Source organism: Mycoplasmopsis pulmonis, from assembly GCF_900660575.1.
Taxonomy (GTDB): Bacteria; Bacillota_I; Bacilli_A; order Mycoplasmatales; family Metamycoplasmataceae; genus Mycoplasmopsis_B; species Mycoplasmopsis_B pulmonis.
In genome coordinates this window covers 282,396-299,512 of the sequence record NZ_LR215008.1, presented here as the reverse complement: position 1 = coordinate 299,512, position 17,117 = coordinate 282,396, and the positions used below count along the sequence as shown (strand labels likewise).

The 17,117-nt window shown below is 27.1% G+C and carries 15 protein-coding genes and 1 pseudogene; 5 read left to right on the top strand and 11 right to left on the bottom strand.

What is annotated here, in order from left to right:
* Nucleotides 1-12: 12 nt before the first annotated feature.
* The 5 genes from atpH to atpC are packed head-to-tail and all read left to right on the top strand — an operon-like array spanning nucleotide 13 to nucleotide 4,813.
* Nucleotides 13-552 carry an ATP synthase F1 subunit delta gene (gene atpH / locus EXC36_RS01245; protein ID WP_129690095.1) on the top strand — a complete coding sequence of 180 codons (540 nt, stop codon included), beginning with the start codon at nucleotides 13-15 and terminating at the stop codon, nucleotides 550-552.
* Between the two features lie 2 nt (nucleotides 553-554).
* Nucleotides 555-2,141, top strand: a complete 1,587-nt coding sequence (gene atpA / locus EXC36_RS01240) for a F0F1 ATP synthase subunit alpha (RefSeq protein WP_010925072.1) — start codon at nucleotides 555-557, stop codon at nucleotides 2,139-2,141.
* Nucleotides 2,141-2,980: an ATP synthase F1 subunit gamma gene (gene atpG / locus EXC36_RS01235; protein ID WP_010925071.1), complete on the top strand. Its 840-nt coding sequence runs from the start codon at nucleotides 2,141-2,143 to the stop codon at nucleotides 2,978-2,980. The genes atpA and atpG overlap by 1 nt, the downstream gene beginning before the upstream one ends.
* An 11-nt stretch (nucleotides 2,981-2,991) precedes the next feature.
* A complete protein-coding gene (gene atpD / locus EXC36_RS01230; RefSeq protein WP_010925070.1) occupies nucleotides 2,992-4,419 on the top strand; it encodes a F0F1 ATP synthase subunit beta in 1,428 nt (475 codons plus the stop codon).
* Complete coding sequence (gene atpC, locus EXC36_RS01225) at nucleotides 4,388-4,813, top strand: ATP synthase F1 subunit epsilon (RefSeq protein ID WP_010925069.1); 426 nt, start codon at nucleotides 4,388-4,390, stop codon at nucleotides 4,811-4,813. Before atpD ends, atpC begins: the two co-directional genes overlap by 32 nt.
* 148 nt (nucleotides 4,814-4,961) lie before the next feature.
* Here the strand turns inward: atpC and glpO are convergent, their stop codons facing one another.
* The 11 genes and pseudogenes from glpO to EXC36_RS01170 all read right to left on the bottom strand — a co-directional run bounded on the left by glpO (nucleotide 4,962) and on the right by EXC36_RS01170 (nucleotide 17,106).
* Nucleotides 4,962-6,116 carry a type 2 glycerol-3-phosphate oxidase gene (gene glpO, locus EXC36_RS01220; protein ID WP_010925068.1) on the bottom strand — a complete coding sequence of 385 codons (1,155 nt, stop codon included), beginning with the start codon at nucleotides 6,114-6,116 and terminating at the stop codon, nucleotides 4,962-4,964.
* Between the two features lie 101 nt (nucleotides 6,117-6,217).
* Entirely contained in the window at nucleotides 6,218-6,940 is a 723-nt protein-coding gene (locus EXC36_RS01215) for a glycerophosphodiester phosphodiesterase (protein WP_010925067.1), read from the bottom strand.
* Nucleotides 6,933-7,631 (bottom strand): annotated as a pseudogene (locus tag EXC36_RS01210) (MFS transporter); the annotation flags it as partial. The gene EXC36_RS01215 and the pseudogene EXC36_RS01210, both read right to left, overlap by 8 nt.
* 33 nt (nucleotides 7,632-7,664) lie before the next feature.
* The gene (locus EXC36_RS01205; RefSeq protein WP_041363864.1) at nucleotides 7,665-8,867 is read right to left on the bottom strand and encodes an IS3-like element IS1138B family transposase; all 1,203 of its coding nucleotides are present in this window, start codon (nucleotides 8,865-8,867) and stop codon (nucleotides 7,665-7,667) included.
* A complete protein-coding gene (locus tag EXC36_RS01200; protein WP_223212141.1) occupies nucleotides 8,794-9,627 on the bottom strand; it encodes an MFS transporter in 834 nt (277 codons plus the stop codon). Before EXC36_RS01200 ends, EXC36_RS01205 begins: the two co-directional genes overlap by 74 nt.
* Before the next feature lie 443 nt (nucleotides 9,628-10,070).
* Nucleotides 10,071-10,421 carry a 50S ribosomal protein L20 gene (gene rplT / locus EXC36_RS01195; protein ID WP_010925065.1) on the bottom strand — a complete coding sequence of 117 codons (351 nt, stop codon included), beginning with the start codon at nucleotides 10,419-10,421 and terminating at the stop codon, nucleotides 10,071-10,073.
* A gap of 16 nt (nucleotides 10,422-10,437) precedes the next feature.
* Nucleotides 10,438-10,632 (bottom strand): 50S ribosomal protein L35, encoded by a 195-nt coding sequence (rpmI, locus tag EXC36_RS01190; RefSeq protein ID WP_010925064.1) that lies wholly within the window; start codon nucleotides 10,630-10,632, stop codon nucleotides 10,438-10,440.
* The gene (gene infC / locus EXC36_RS01185) at nucleotides 10,613-11,164 is read right to left on the bottom strand and encodes a translation initiation factor IF-3 (RefSeq protein ID WP_129690527.1); all 552 of its coding nucleotides are present in this window, start codon (nucleotides 11,162-11,164) and stop codon (nucleotides 10,613-10,615) included. Before infC ends, rpmI begins: the two co-directional genes overlap by 20 nt.
* 232 nt (nucleotides 11,165-11,396) lie before the next feature.
* On the bottom strand, nucleotides 11,397-12,212 hold the full coding sequence (locus EXC36_RS01180; RefSeq protein ID WP_129690093.1) for a bifunctional 5,10-methylenetetrahydrofolate dehydrogenase/5,10-methenyltetrahydrofolate cyclohydrolase: 816 nt from the start codon (nucleotides 12,210-12,212) through the stop codon (nucleotides 11,397-11,399).
* Nucleotides 12,193-14,676 carry a valine--tRNA ligase gene (locus EXC36_RS01175; protein WP_129690091.1) on the bottom strand — a complete coding sequence of 828 codons (2,484 nt, stop codon included), beginning with the start codon at nucleotides 14,674-14,676 and terminating at the stop codon, nucleotides 12,193-12,195. Before EXC36_RS01175 ends, EXC36_RS01180 begins: the two co-directional genes overlap by 20 nt.
* A gap of 66 nt (nucleotides 14,677-14,742) precedes the next feature.
* On the bottom strand, nucleotides 14,743-17,106 hold the full coding sequence (locus EXC36_RS01170) for an MAG1360 family OppF-related protein (RefSeq protein WP_010925060.1): 2,364 nt from the start codon (nucleotides 17,104-17,106) through the stop codon (nucleotides 14,743-14,745).
* Between the last annotated feature and the right edge of the window lie 11 nt (nucleotides 17,107-17,117).

The window sequence follows — 17,117 nt, the reverse complement described above, 5'->3', positions numbered from 1 at the left end:
AAGGACAAAACTATGATTGACAATCACTATGTGCAAAGCAGTGCAAAGGCTTTAAGTCAAATTGCCTTTGAAGAAAAAAAAGAAAAACTATTTTTGAATCAACTTTTTATTATCAAAAATATTTTTTCTTACAACCCTGAAGTAGTTGAATATTTAGCTAGTGGTTCAATTAAACTTGAAAACAAGAAAAAATTCATTGAAGAAATTTTTGATTTAATTGAACCTTTAATTTTAAATTTTTTATTAATGGCAGTTGAAAATAACAAAATTAAATACCTTGACAATATATTTTTAAAGGCAATTCTTACCATTAATAAAAAACTTAACATTGAAAATGGGATCATCTACACAACCTTAAAACTCTCTGATAAAAAACTATTGGAAATTGAAAAAAAACTATCAGTTTTTTTGAAAAAAGAAGTAAAACTTTTAAATTTAATTGACAAAGAACTAATTTCAGGCTATGAAATCCAAGTTGGCGATTTTAAACAAAGAAACAATGTGGCCTCATGAATTGACCAAATGGCACTATCAATTAAAAAAGGAGACTAAAAATGGCATTAAAAAATAAAGACATCTCATCAATTATTAAAGAAAGAATTAGAAATTATAAAATTGAAAAAATCAATGATGAAGTTGGAAAAGTCATTTCTATTGGAGATGGAATTGCTCTTGTTTCAGGTCTTAAAAACGTCAAAAATGGTGAGCTAATAATTTTTAATGAAAGTGTTTATGGTTTAACTTTAAATCTTGAAATTGACTATATTGGAGTTGCTATTTTAGGTAATGATACTTTACTAAAAGAAGGTGATGAGGCCAAAAGAACTTTTGAAGTTATTTCTATTAAAGTAGGTCCAGAAATTCTTGGTAGAGTCATTAATGCACTAGGAGAGCCAATTGATGGAAAAGGTGAAATTGACTCAGAAATTCATAGACAAATTTTTAGAGTAGCCCCAGGGGTTATGGCTCGTGAGAGTGTTAATGAAGCTCTTTCAACTGGTATTTTAGCAATTGACTCAATGATTCCAATTGGTAAAGGTCAAAGAGAGCTTATCATAGGAGATAGACAAACCGGAAAAACAGCTATTGCAATTGATGCCATAATTAACCAAAAAGGTAAAAATGTTAAATGTATTTATGTAGCTATTGGACAAAAAAATTCAACAGTTGCTCAAATTGTTAGAAAACTTGAAAATCATGGCGCTATGGAATATACTAGCGTTGTTAGTGCTAGTGCAAGTGAGCTTAGTCCTATGCAATATTTAGCTCCTTATACAGGAGTAACTATTGCTGAGGAGTTCATGGAAACTGGCCAAGATGTTTTAATTGTCTATGATGATCTTTCAAAACATGCTGTTGCATATAGAACTCTTTCTCTACTTTTAAGAAGGCCCCCTGGAAGAGAGGCCTATCCTGGAGATGTTTTTTATCTTCACTCTCAACTTCTTGAAAGAGCAGCTAAAGTTAACAAAGAAAATGGAGGAGGCTCAATTACTGCCCTTCCAATAATTGAAACTCAGCAAGGTGATATTTCGGCTTATATTGCTACCAATGTTATTTCAATTACTGATGGTCAAATCTTTACTAAAGAATCACTTTTTAACTCAGGACAAAGACCTGCCATCGATGTTGGTTTTTCAGTTTCAAGGGTTGGCTCAAGTGCCCAAATAAGTGCTATGAAAGAAGTTACTTCTTCATTAAAACTTCAATTGGCTCAATATAATGAAATGCTTGCTTTTTCTCAATTTGGCTCTGATCTTGATGATTCAACTAAAGCTATTTTGGAAAATGGATCTAAAATTTATGAAATTTTAAAACAAGATCAATATAGCCCAATTGATCAATATACTCAAGTTATTTTATTTTTAGCTATTAAACAAAATTTAATTAACCCAATTCCTCTTGAGTATATATCTAAATTTAAAAAAGCTATCATCCATAAATTTAACAAAGATGCCAAAGCTTTAAATCTAAAAACTCTTATTAGAAATGATAAAAAATTATCAACTAAATTAAGAAATGAAATTACTAAAATCATTATTGAAGAGATTAAAAACATTACTAAGTCAATTGCCAATTACAATCCAAAAGACCACCGTCCAATTCCTGAAGAATATGCTAAATTAGTTGAAAGTAAATAATGCCTTCATTACAAAAAACAAAAAACAGGATTGCACTAATTGACAACATCAAAAAAATTACAAAAGCAATGGAATTAGTTGCAACTTCCAAAATGAAAAAAACTCAAAAACATTTTTTGGAAGTTAATGAATTTTCTCAAAGCGTTCTAGATATTTTCTCTAAAATTGTCTCACAAATTGACCCTCAAATAAAACTCTATCCAGATGGTCAAAAAAATTCAACTTTGTACATTGTAATTTCAAGCGACATTGGCCTAGCTGGTTCATACAATTCAAATATTTTTAAAATCTTAAACTCAAATATAAAAAATGAAGATAAACTAATTTTAATTGGTCAAAAAGCAATCAACTTTTTTTCAAATCGCCAAGATCAAATTATTGAAACTTTTAAAGCTCTTCCTGATTATGTAACTTATAAAATAGCAAAACTAATTAGTGATAGTGCTTTAAATTCATTTTTAAACAAAGATGTTAATCAAATTAAAGTTGTCTACACAAAATTTATTAATTTAATTAATCAACAAGAAAAAATTTCTACAATTTTACCAATCAAAAAAAATCCAATGAAAAGCGAGATCAAAGAAAATGCCATTTTAGAATTTGAACCCGATGTTGAAAGTGTTTTTCACAAAGCCATTCCACTTTATCTAGCCTCTATTATTTTTGGATTTTTAACTGAATCTAAAGTCTCAGAGCTAGCTGCTAGAAGAACTGCTATGGAAAGTGCTTCTAAAAACGCAATTGATTTAATTGGCAATCTAAAAATTGAATACAATCAAACTCGCCAAGCAAAAATTACTCAAGAAATTTCAGAAATTGTAGCTGGTTCAGTTGAATAAGGAGGTATAAAATGAGTCAAAAAAACGTTGGTAAAATAGTACAAATATTAGGTCCTGTTGTTGATATTTCTTTTGCTGGACAAAAAATTCCAGCCATTTACAATAACTTAGAACTAGTTTTTGAAAACAATAAATATAACTTTGAAGTTGCTCAGCACATAGGTGATGAAGTTGTTAGAACCATTTCAATGGTCTCAACAAATGGACTTTCTAGAGGTCTTGAAGTAATTGACACAGGAGCTCCAATAATGGTTCCTGTAGGAAAAGAAGTGCTTTCAAGAATGTTTAATGTTTTAGGTCAAACAATTGACAACAAAGGTGAAATTGAAGCCAAAGAATTTCGTTCAATTCACGCTAGTGCTCCTTCATATGAAGAGCAAAATGATTCAAGTGAAATTCTTGAAACAGGAATTAAAGTCATTGACCTACTAGTTCCTTATTCAAAAGGTGGAAAAATTGGACTTTTTGGAGGAGCTGGAGTTGGAAAAACTGTTCTAGTTCAAGAGTTAATTAACAACATAGCAACTCAACACGGAGGTCTATCAGTTTTTGCTGGTGTAGGAGAGAGAACTCGTGAAGGAAATGATCTCTATCATGAAATGATTGCCTCAGGAGTTTTAGATAAAACCACTCTAGTTTTTGGTCAAATGAATGAACCTCCTGGAGCTAGAATGAGAGTTGCTTTAACTGGGCTAACTATGGCTGAGTATTTTAGAGATAAATTTAAACAAGATGTGCTTTTATTTATTGACAACATCTTTAGATTTACTCAAGCAGGTAGTGAAGTTTCAGCTCTTTTAGGTCGTATGCCCTCAGCTGTTGGTTATCAACCTACTTTAGCAACTGAAATGGGACAACTTCAAGAGCGTATTACCTCAACTAAAAATGGTTCAATTACTTCTGTTCAAGCTGTCTATGTTCCAGCTGATGATCTAACAGATCCAGCTCCTGCTACAACCTTTACTCACTTAGATGCCAAAACTGTTTTAGAGCGTAACATAGCAGCTTTAGGAATTTATCCAGCCATTGATCCACTTGCCTCTTCTTCAAGAATGCTTGATCCTTTAATTATTGGTAATGAGCACTACTTAGTAGCCCTTGAAGTTCAAAATATCTTACAAAGATTTAAAGAACTTCAAGACATCATCGCTATTCTAGGAATAGGAGAGCTCTCTGAAGAGGATAAAAAATTAGTCTTTAGAGCTAGAAAAATTAGAAACTTTTTATCTCAACCTTTTACTGTAGCTGAAAAATTCTCAGGTAAAAAAGGTAAGTTTGTTCCTTTAAAAGAAACTATTAGATCTTTTAAAGAAATTCTTGAAGGTAAACATGATAATTTACCTGAAGATGCTTTTTTATATGTAGGTTCAATTGATGAGGCAATAGAAAAAGCTAAAGGACAAAGCAATGCAACTACAGCTAATAATAACAACGCCTAATGGCATTTTTTTTAACGAAAAAGTTGATATAGTCACTGTTGTAACTGCAGGGGGCCACATTGGTATTCAATATGGCCACCAACCTCTAATTTCAACTATTGAAATTAGTGAACTTCATATTAACACTGAAGGCCACAAAGACTATCGAATATGTTCAATTAATGGTGGGCTTTTATATGTTGAAAAAGACAAAGCTAATATCATCACAGGTGCCATCGAATTTAAAGAAGACATTGACATTGAAAAAGCTCGAAGAGAACATGACTATCTTGTTGAAATTCTTTCAAATAGTAAAAACAAAGATAGTGATTATTTTAGAAATGAATTAAAACTTAAAAAAGTTATTAATAGACTTAAAATTTCTTCAAATAGCACTCAAAGTCCAAAAAAATAATTTAGCTAAAGTCTTGAAGATCAAGACTTTTTTTATAAATTAGCTTTTGTTTGATCTTTATTTGATTCATTCAAAGCTTTAGTCAAATTAAAAAGCAGAGCTCTTTTTTGAAGCTTTGCTTTTTTTATTTTAAATTAAGCTAAACAAGTTAAATAAGCTCTTTAAATCTTCCTTTAAAATAACTTTTTTTAGTTATTTTCAAATTGGTTTTTTTAATTAATTTAACTACTTCCAAAGCAATTGCAGGAGCAGCTGAAAGACCAGGGGATTTTGTTCCTACTACATTAATAAAATTAGGATTGTCTTTGGCACTTTTAATTACAAAATCATTGGTTTGAATATCAATTGGCCTTGATCCTGCAAAAGTCATTTCAGTGTTTTGAATTTTTAAACTTGGAATAATTTTTTTTCCATTTTTTTCAATTAAGTCAAATCCCTGAGATGTCACTAGTCTTGTTTGATCTTTGGCAATGTTTTCCTCAGCTGTAGGGCCAACTAAAACTCTTCCATCAAGCATGGGTGAAACTATTACACCCTTTCCATGAATGGTTGGTACCATAAACAAAATTGATTTACTAACATGGCCTTCACTTCGGGCTAAAATTCGATATTGACCTCTTCTAGCTTTTAATTTAAATTCACCATAGCCAGCTTTTTTGGCAATTTCATCTCCATAATGACCCGCTGCATTAATGACAATTTTACTTTTGTAGCTTTGGCCATTTTTAACTTTTAGATAGAAAAAATCTTCTTGATATTCAATGGTTTCTACCTCTGAATTAAGCTCGATTTTAACCTTGTTTTGAAGAGCTACTTTGGCAAGGGCATAACTAGCTTTTTGAGGATCGATTGACCAAGAATTTGTACACAAAAGAGCACTTTGAACCTTATTATTTACTAAAGGCTCTTTTTTTAGAATTTGCTCTTTTGTTAAAATTTTTAAATGCTCTTTTAAAACGCCATTTCTAAGTCCTCTTTGGTAGAGCTTTTCTACAGCTTCGTTTTCTAGATCATTAAAAGCTAGAACAAGTGAGTCAACTTTAGCTCGTGGAAAATGAACATCTTTGAAGATTTTTTCTTGTCAAAGGCGATTTCCTAGAACATTTAACTTTGATTCAATTTTGTTTGAATCAGCATCAAAGCCACAATGAATAACTCCTGAATTTCCCTTTGAAGTTTCATCAGCTAAAAGTGGATTTTTTTCTAAAAGTAAAACATCCACTTTTTTGTATTTAGAAAGCTCATAGGCAATTGTTATACCTATGATACCTCCACCAATTATGATTATGTCATGTTTTTTCATATTTTCCTTATGGCTTTTGAAAAAAGCTTTTTAATAAGCTTTTTTCAAAAATTCAAGTTTGAATCATGTATTTTGATAAATTTATTTATTAAATTTTATAATTATTTTCACTTGTAATTTGAAATTTGTGCATAAACTTTTTTATCTTTTAAAAACTTTTGATATTTATCATTTGATCTAATTGTTCAAAGTAAATATGGAAGGTTGAATTTATCAAGTTCATCTTTAATTTTTTCATAAAGCTCAGTTCAAGGATTTAAAAAATCACAAACTTCAAATATTTGGTTTTTTGAAACTTTTTCTAGTTGAGTTTTTGTTCAAAATAAAAAGGCTAATTTGAAATTGGGATTAAGCTTTTTCATGATTTTTAAAGTTTCAAAATTAAATGATGAAAAAATTACTTTGTCAATGAGTTTTTGTCCATATTTAAGTGATAGTTCAAAAATTTTATTTTCAATATTTGGATAGTGATATACATCACTTTTAATTTCAACGTTAATAATTTCAAAAACATCTAAGTATTTGTCTAAAAACTCTTCAAGAGTTAAGATGGTTTGTCTAGGAACTTTAACTTTAAAAAATAAGCCATGATCATCTTTTTTTAAAGAATTTAAAGTTTCATTTGCAATGACTTTATCATTAAGAGCTGTTCGATTAGTACTTTCATCATGAATAATTACAAGCTTTTGATCTTTTGTTAAGTGAACATCAAGTTCAACTCCATCAAAGCCAAAAAGCTTTGCTAATTCAAAAGATAAAGGAGTATTTTCAGGGGCTATTGCCATGTAGCCTCTATGGGCTAAAAGAAGTTGTTTTCTAGACATTTTCTAATTCCCTTCAGCGATAGTTAGTTTTTCCTAGTCTCTTTAGCTCTCGAGTATTTGCGATAAAGACTATAAACCCTGCCATTAAACCTACAAAGGCAATAATTAGTGATATTAGTAAAATTATTTGATATCCAACAATTGAGGTATGTCCTTCTTGATCAGCTGTGTATTTTTCTCCAACATAACCGGTGATTTGATAAAGTCATGCATCTGAAGAAAAACCAATAAATGATAGAATTCCAATTGATGAAGCATATGCTGATTTTTCAATTTTAGTCTCACCAACTTGAACATATCTTAGTGTTACCATGATTCATGATAGAAGACCTACAAAAACAAATATTATTGAAGAAATAACAATTAATGCAATGTTTTGCTGTCTATCTTTTGCTCCAAAAGGAAGCAAGATCATAACTCCAACAAGAACAATTCCTATTCCTAAAACTATGATTAAAAATAGAACATATGATCTAAATTTATCAGCTAGTCTTCCGACATAACCTGAAATGGCAACTCTCATTGCATAAGTTCTTAGTCCACCTAAAGTAGCTACAAGAATGGTTGGTCCTAAAAAGGCATTTTCAATCATTTGTAATAGATAAAAAGCAAAAACTGATTGGAATGTATACATTCCTAATAAAAATACTGAAAGCATTCATAATTTTCAATTTGACAAAGCTTTAAGAATGTGATTTTAAACTAGGACAAAAAAAGTGACTATTTAAAAAACACTTAGAACATCTCAGCTTTGTTGAGGTGTTTTTCATTCTAAGATTGATTGTAATCTTTCATTATTGTATCAGTCAATATAATTTTGAATAATTTCTTGCAATTCTTTGAATGATAATTTTGAAATTTTTAGATCATTTAAGCACTCACTTTTGATATTTGAAAAGAAATATTCTGCTTCTCGATTATCAAGTGAATTTGCGATTCTACTCATTGAAATTATCCCATTGTTTTCTTTAATAATTTCACTATACTGATTTGATGAATATTGACTTCCATGATCTGAGTGAATTATTCACTCTTTATCAAATTTGATTTTAGAAATATGATCTAAAACTAACTTAACATCATTTCTTTTACTTAGATTTCAATTAATTATTTTCTTGCTTTGATGATGAATTGCAATCGATAAATAAACATGATTGTTAATTGCATCTTTGGGGCTTGGAATATAAGTTACATCAGTGGCAACTATGTTGTTAAATTTGCCATTGTAGTCTCTTTGAATTAGATTTTGATATTTAGTATTAAGATTTTTAATTTCATTTTTTCTTTTTGCTCTTCTAATTTTGCAAAAAAGATTTAATTTAAGCAAAATTCTACCTATTTTTCGATAGTTTATATACCTTTTATATTTATTTTGAATATAAATTTCTAATCTTTTTCTACCAAATATACCTTTGTTTTCATGAAATGATTTTCTAATAATTTCTTCAATTTCTTGATCTTTTTTCGGCTCTGCAAGTTTAGGTTTTTTTCAAGAATAATATGTTGATTTTGAAAAGAGAAATTCTTTTCATGAAATTTTAGTTAATATTTTTTCTTTATCTTTATGTTCTTTAATTTTTTTTCGAATTTCTTTTTCACTAATGTCATCAAAAATTATTCTATAAATTTTAACAATCTCTTCTAATTCTTCTCTTGTATATTCATTAACTTCTTTTCTTTTTGGTGGTCTACCGTTATTTTTTTTGTTAGCTGTAGATTTGCCAGTTTGTGAAATTAAAGATTGTTCATCTTTTTGAAAAGCAGAATATTTTTTGAAAAATCAAGATTTTACATATGTATTTTTTCAATCTTTACCAATATTTTTGTTTACTAAAAATATATATTTTTTTATATTAATTTTTCCATCATAAAATTCTTCATATAATGAAAATCATTTCTTTCATTGTTCTGGTTTTAGTTGTTTCATAAACACTCCTATTTAAAGTATATTTTAAAAAGTGTTTTTTATTTTTTTGTCCCAGTTTATTTCAATTTTCTTTTATTTTATTTCAAGAAAGTTTTTCAGTTGATTTTGTGAATTTTTCCGGAACTAAAAAAACAATCAAAGCTGTTGTTACAAGTAAGTAAAAAGCTACTATAAAAGCATATGTAGCAAAAGGTGCGGCTGAGCCTTCAGCTCTTGGCTGTCATACTTGAGTAAATAGAAGTGATAGAGCAAAAATTAAGAAAAATCCTAATACTCCATTCATCATACCTTGAAGACCATAGGCTAGACCTTGGTTTTCTTTGGTAGTTTGTTGAGATACTAATTTTCATAGAGGAGTTCAAAAAATTAAAGTTGAACTTATTCCTCAAAGACCAAAAATTATTTTATACTGAACTAATAAAGACTCATAGCTTAGTCCAGATAAATTTAAAATGTTAAAAGCAAACCACACTGTTATAAGTCCAGTGCTAAAAGTAGCTCCTGCTAATAAATATTTGGACCTAAATTTATTGGCCAAAAATCCACCTGGAAGCTGAGTAACTAGAGTTACATAACCAATAACACTAGTTAACTCAGCAATGTTGTGTTCTTTTATGTGTAAATATGTATGTAAATTGGGAATGATGTTTTTAATATAGTAAGGAGCTGCTATAACAAAAACATCAGCTGCTGCTAAAATAAATAAAACCAAAAGTTGTCTTGGTGTAAATCTATTTAAAATTGACGATAATAATTTCATTGTTTCCTTTCACTAATAATAAATTTTAAATTGATTTTAAAATTGTCAAAATTTTTGAAAATTACTATGAAAAAAAATGAAAATTTACCAATATTTTTATAAAACACTTTTATTGCAAATGCTTTTTTTAGCTCTTTGATGTATACTATGTTGTGTAATATTCTTAAATTTATAAGATAAAAACTTTTAATTTCTTTTTTTGATACTTTTTTTAACTTTTTAAATCTAAAAAAATTAAAAATAGCTTTTTTATATTAACTTACTAAAGTTGCTTTTTTCTTATTTTTCTTTGACTTAAACTAGAAAAAGTTTTGTCAAAACCAATTAACTAAAAAAGCTAAGATTAGCAAAAATATCCATGTTTTTAATTTAGCTATGATAAGTTTTTTTAAAGAATAAAAAAACTTTTTGGCCCTTGCCAAAAAGTTGCTTTTAATTAAATTTTATTTTGAAGATTTTGAAATTGAAACTAACATTTCAAAAGTTTTCATTTCACGAATAGCAAGCTCAGAAAGCATTTTTCTATTAATTTTAACATTAGCTTTTTTTAGTCCATTAATAAATTGAGAATAGCTCATTCCAAGTGGTCTAACTGCTGCATTAATTCTACTAATTCATAGTTTTCTAAAGTTTCTTTTAACTTGTTTACGATCTCTAAAAGCATAAGTTCATGATTTTACAACTGCTTGTTTTGCTACTTTATAACCAATTGATTTGTGTCCTCAGTAACCTTTAGCTAATTTTAATCATTTTTTTCTTCTTGCTCTTGTAACTGTTCCGCCTTTAACTCTCATAATTTACTCCTTTTAATTATTTTTGAATAAGTGCTTTAAATCTTTTGTAATCAGATTTGTGCATTAATTCAGCGTTTCTAGATTGTCTTTTTTGTTTAGTAGTTTTGTTTTGAGCAAGATGTGATCTAAATGCTTGATGTCTTTTAATTTTTCCAGTTCCAGTAATTTTAATTCGCTTTTTTAAAGCTGATTTACTTTTCATTTTTGGCATTATCTTCTCCTTTTTCTTTTAAGTATTTTGCTATTTTTTGCTTATCAGGGTGCAAATACATATCCAAAAAACGATCTTGATTTAATTTTGGTTCTTTGTCGATTTTGGCTATGTCTTCAACTTGTTCATAAAAACGATTTAAAGTATCAATTCCTAGCTCTTTTCTAGCTATTTCTCTTCCTTTAAATTTTAAAGAAACTTTAATTCTGTCACCTTTTAATAATAGTTCTCTAGTTTTTTTAGCCTTTGTTAGTAAATCATGATCTCCAATTAATGGTGTCAATCTTATTTGTCTATTATTAATATTAGTTTGTTTTTCTTTTTGTTCTTTTTCCTTTTTCTTGCGATCATATTTAAACTTTCCATAGTCCAATATTCTTGCAATTGGTTTGGGTTGAACTGAAATTAAAACTAAATCTTTTTTTTCTCCTCGAGCAATATCTAGGGCTTCTTCTTTAGTTTTTATTCCGATTTTTTCTCCATCTTCTCCGATTAAAAATACTTTTGAAAATGGGATATCGTTATTTAGTAAAACTTTGTTTTTTTGACCTTTTTTTTGGTGTTGTTCAGTATTTGAAATGGTAACTCCTTCTAAAGTTTTTATAAGCAAAATAAAAAGTGGATGAAATCCACTCTCATTAACTACATAATAAATATTAAAAAAATTTATAAAATTGTAGCTAGAACCCATGAATGAATCATCAGGTGAGAAGTGACTTTTCTACTTTCTGCAATTTCTTTTGCTTAAAAATATTAACACAAAATTATTTTTTCTTCAAAATTATTTCATAAAGATTTTCAAATAAACTTAGGACAGTAACTGGTCCTATTGCCCCAATTGGAGGGGTATATTTTAGAGCTTTTTCTTTTATTGATTCAATATCAAGATCTCCATAAATTTTATTGTTTATTTTACTAAAGCCAACATCAATTAAAATTGAATTTTCTTTGATGTTTTCAGCTTTTATCAATTGAGCAACTCCCGTAGCAACAATTAAAATATCAGCTTCTTCAGTGCCTTTTGAACCTGTGGATTTATCAAAAACTCTAACTATGGCATTGTTATTTTTTAAAAATTGACTAATGGGCTTTCCAACCAAACGTGACTGGCCTACTACAAAAACTTTTTTATTTTCAACACTTATTTTATGAAATTTTAAAAAAGTTCAAATAGCCCTTGCAGTAGCCGGAATAATACATTCTCTATTTTCATAAAAAGCTTTTTCATTTTCAGGGTTAAGTCCATCGAGATCTTTATTTTTATCAATCATTAAAAGAAGTTCATTTACATCAAAGTGTAAAACTGGAAGTTGTAAAATTATTCCATCATATTCTTTATCTATTTTTTTAAAAGCATCTTTTAATAAATTAAAATCAACATTTTCTTCAAAATGAAAAAGTTTTGCCTCGACACCTATATCTTGGGCAAACTCTATTTTCTTTTTAACATAAATTTTAGATGAGGCATTATCACCAATTAAAACAATGGCAAACTTAACTTTTTGGTCTAACTTAGAGAATTTTTCTTTTAGTTCAGCTCTTTTTATTTGAACTAATTCATTACTCAATAATTTTTTCATCAAGTAATTCCTTTAGTTGTAATTGATATTTTTCAAGTTTTGCTTTTTCCTCTTCTACTTTTAAAGTAGGAGCTTTAGAGATGAATTTTTCATTTAGTAAAAGTGACTGAGCTCTTTTTATTTCAAATTTTAAAAATTCAATTTTTTGTGCCTTTTCTTTAGAAAGATTTTCTTCAATATTTTTTGGCAAAATCATAAATATTTTAATATTTTCAACTATTGTCATATTTTCAGAGTTTTGACTTAACTCTGAAAAAGTTAAAAAGTTAATAGCATCAATATCTTCTTGTAAAAATTGGCAATCTTGAATTCAATATTTAATTTTTTCTTTTTTAGAAATTTGGTACTTTTCTCTAAATTCTCTAATAGCTCTTATAACTAAAATAAGTTGATCTACATTATTTTTTTGAGTTTTTAATTTTTTGTTTTCAAAGGTGTGTTCAAGAAGTTCTTGATCATAAATTATCTTGAATAAATGATCTGTTAAAAATGGAATAAAAGGATGTAAAAGAAGTAAAAGTCTTTTGAAAATTACTTTTTGAAAATCTATGTTTTTTGTGATTTTAGAAAATTCTAAATATCACGATGAAAAATCATTGATGATGAATTTATAAATTTCTTTTCCAATTAAAGTAAATTCATATTTTTTCATGAACTTTTTAACATATGATTCAACTTTATTGAACTTATCACTAATTCAATAGTCATATTTTGACATTGAAACTTTTTTAGTGTTTTCTTGCAAGTTAATAAAACGAGCAATGTTTCAAAGTTTGTTCATAAAATTTCATGAAGATTTAATCTTTTCTTCATTGTAGGTTATATCCAAACCAGGAGTTGTATTTGTAATTAAAAACCATCTTAGCGAATCTGAACCATATTGATCAATTAGCACCATTGGATCAATTCCATTACCAAGAGATTTTGTCATTTTTCTACGTTGTTCATCTCTAATTAAACCATGAAGTAAAACATCATTGAAAGGCTTGTCTTTCATAAAATAAAGCCCTGAAAAATACATCCTTGAAACTCAAAAAAATATGATGTCATGACCTGTAACTAAAAGTGAAGTTGGATAGTATCTTTTTAGCTTTTTGTAAGTATTTGGTCAACCAAAAAATGAAAAAGGAGCTATAGCAGAAGAAAATCATGTATCCAAAACATCTGGATCTTGAGTTCAATCAGGCCCGGGGCTATTAAGTTGAACTTTAGTTTGTTCATCTTTGTATCAAGCTGGTATTTGATGACCTCATCAAAGCTGACGAGAAATTGTTCAATCATAAGTTTTATTCATTCAACCTTCAAGATTTTTTTTAAATCTAGAAGGGTAAAAATTTACTTTGTTTTTTGATTCTAAAGAATCTAAAACCATCTTAGAAAAAAGATCCATTTTAACAAATCACTGTTTTTTAACTAAAATTTCAATTGGCACTTTGGTTCTATCTGAATAACCAATATTTGAAGAGTAGTTTTCTACTCTTGAAATTAAGTTTTCTTTTTGTAATTTTTGAGCAATTTTTTCACGAGCTTCAAAACGCTCCATTCCTTCAAATTCATCACAAATATTTGTTAAAAATCCGCTTTCATCAATTGACTCAACTATTTCTAGGTTGTTTTTATTTAAAATGTCAATATCAGCTAATGAATGAGCTGATATTTTCATAAAACCTGAAGCAAAAGATTGATCAATGTAGTCATCTGTAATAATTGGCAATCTTTTTTTTGTTAAAGGATGAATTACAAATTTATTTACATAATTTTTAGCTCTAGGATCATTTGGATTTATTCCTATGGCTCTATCACTATAAAGTGTTTCTGTTCTAACAGTGGCTATTTCAACAAATTCATCTGAGTTTTCTAAAAAGTATTTTATGTAATACATTTTTTGAGGAGTTTCTTTGTTAATTACCTCAACATTTGATAGAGCTGTTTTTTGAAGAGGGTCTCAATTAATTCCTTTAACTCCTTGATAAATAATGCCAGCATTATATAAATCAATAAAAACTTTATTAACAGCATCTTTAGAATCTTGATCAAGGGTAAATCTCTCACTTGAATAATCAAGGGCTAAGCCAAGTTTGTTTCACTGAGATTTAATGATGTTGGCATATTTATCTTTTCATTGATAACTAAATTTTAAAAACTTTTCTCTTCCAATATCTTGCTTTAAAAGATTTTCTTTTGCAAGAGACTCTTCAACTTTAATTTGAGTGGCTATTCCTGCATGGTCCATTGCAGGTAAAAATAAAACATCATATCCTTCAAGTTTTTTATATCTAATAACACTATCTTGTAAATATCCATTTAAAGCATGACCAAGGTGCAGCTGTCCAGTTACATTTGGCGGGGGCAATATTATTGAAAAAGGTTTTTTATCTAAATCATGATTGATAAAATACTTTTTGTCAATCCATTTTTGATTTTTATCTTTTTCTATTTCATAGTGATTATACTTTGAATCCATATTACCTCACTTCTTGCTTGCTTTTTATAAAGTTAATCAATTATTTTATGGTATCAAATTTTACATTTATTTTTTTGAAATGTCAATTAACATAAATTCTTTAGGATAAGAAACAACACTTTCTAAATCAAGTAGTGTTGTTGGGCTTTTATCTGTATAAAAATTTGAAATTTTTTTATCAGTTATATAAGCATCCATATCACCTTTTAAAGTTTTACTTCAAAGTAAAAACTCATTTTGAGTTGAAAAAACAAAATGATCATCTGTATATTTATTGAAGGTTTTTTCCTCTTTGTCAATATCATAGTCAACTATATCTCTTAGATACTTATCTTTGTCATGATAGATCATCTTTTTAGAAAAAATATTAATTGGATTTAAAAATACTTTATGAGTTTTACCAAATTCTACTAGTGAGTTTTTTGCAAAAATTCAGACTCTATTTGTTAAATTAAATACTAAATGCTTGTCATTTAAAAAGAAAATAATGGCTTGTTTTTTTTGTCTTGTAATTGAGCCAAAAAGTCCAATTATTTTAGTTAACTCATTTTTTGAAAAACTTTTATCTAAAAGGTTAATAAAAATTAAAAATGGATTTTTAAGTTGTGAAATTAAAAATGAAATCTTGATTTTTTCAAAATCATCAAGGTCGTTATGAATTGTCAAAAGATAATCGCCATTTATTTTAATTTTGTCAATCATCAATAAATATTCATAGTACATTTTGACAAAAATTTCATAGTGATTTTTCTTAGAATTTAAGTTTTTAAAATATAAATTTAAGTAAGTAATTGATTGGGTTAAAAGTTTTAAATTATCAATATTTTTTAAGATAATTTTTGCTCATTTTTTATTGTATGAAATATATGAAGATTTATTATCTTTTTTCTCAATTGCCTCATTAATATTGCTAGCTTCATTAATTAATTTTTTAATGTTTAAAATAACTTGATTGTTTCTTTCTAGTAAGTTATAAATTTTAGAATCTAAATTAGAAATTATTTTAGTATGATTTTCGGAAATCTTTTTTTGTTTTCAATGAATATCAGCATATTCTTCTTTATAAAGATATTCTAAATTATCAGCTTCATAGTCTTTTTGAAGATCTTTTTTAAAGTTTTTAAATAAAAAAATGTTGATTTGATTTTGATATGAAATCAGTTGATTTTGCACAGCCTTAATTTCATTTTTATATCTCTTTTTATTTGAAGAAGAAAGTAATAAATATGGCTTAAAATCAAAGTTGAATTCAAAAAAAATAATATTTCTAATTTGTTTTACATGAGAGTATTTGTCATTGATATAAAACAAGTTATTATGGATAAAATCAAGCGAGTATTTTTTAAAATTTTCAATAAAACTATTTAAATGATCTTTGTCTAGATAAACTAAAAATTTCTTGTTTTTCCTTAAAACCCTAGCTGCTTTTTGAAAAACTAATTTTCTTTTTAAATAAAAAAGAGGCTTATTGTTTGTGTGAGTTTTGTTGTATGGTGAATTTTCGATTTTATAAAGATTTTCATAAGAAAAAATGAATGAATCAATCATTTTTTTGATGTTTCTGATTCTATTATTTTGGTTTAAAAGTATGTTATCAATTTCTTTTTTTAAAACAAAAAAATCTTCTCTTTGAGATAAGCTATTGAAATTAAAAAAAGATATAGTTCTTGTGTGATTTATCTCTTTTTTTAATTTATCTAAATTAGTTGTATCTAAGAAAAAAGTGTTTTTTAAGTTTTTATTTAAAGTTAAAAATTCTTTATAAGAATCATGAAAAACAATACTATATTTTTTTTGATGATAAACAAGTAATGAATTTACACTTTTAAAAAATGAAAGAATTGTTGTAATTGCTTTTTCGCCATTGTTTTCATAGAGATCTCTATATTTACTTATTTTTTCTTCTCAATTTTCTAAAAAGCTTAAGTTTTTTTCATAAGTTTTATTAATTAAATTTAAATATTTTAGCTTTAAATTATCCATCAAATATTGGATGTTATTAGCACTATATTTTTGATCATTTTTTGATTTAAAAGAGGCTTTATTTTTTTCTAAAATTCATTTAATGTGCTTGTAAATATTTTCGTGAACACTTGAAATTTCAGAGTTTTTTGTAGCAAAAGAATCCTCTTTGTAAAGTATGTCAATTAAATCAGAGGTTATTAATTTTTTGTTAGAAATATTTTCAAATTCATGCCCATCAAAAAAAAATGAATTTGAAATTAAAACTCAGTCATCTAGTTTTTGATTTTCTATAATTTTTCAGATTTTAGTATATAAAAAATTACTATCTTCTCTAAGAAAAAAAGCTCCAATTTCTCCTTCAAAAATTTTTAATCTAATTTTTGATTGAAAATTGGAATCAATTTTATTTTTATTTTTATTGAAAATATAAATATCTTCAATATTAATATATTTTTTTTCTTCCATTAATTTCTCAT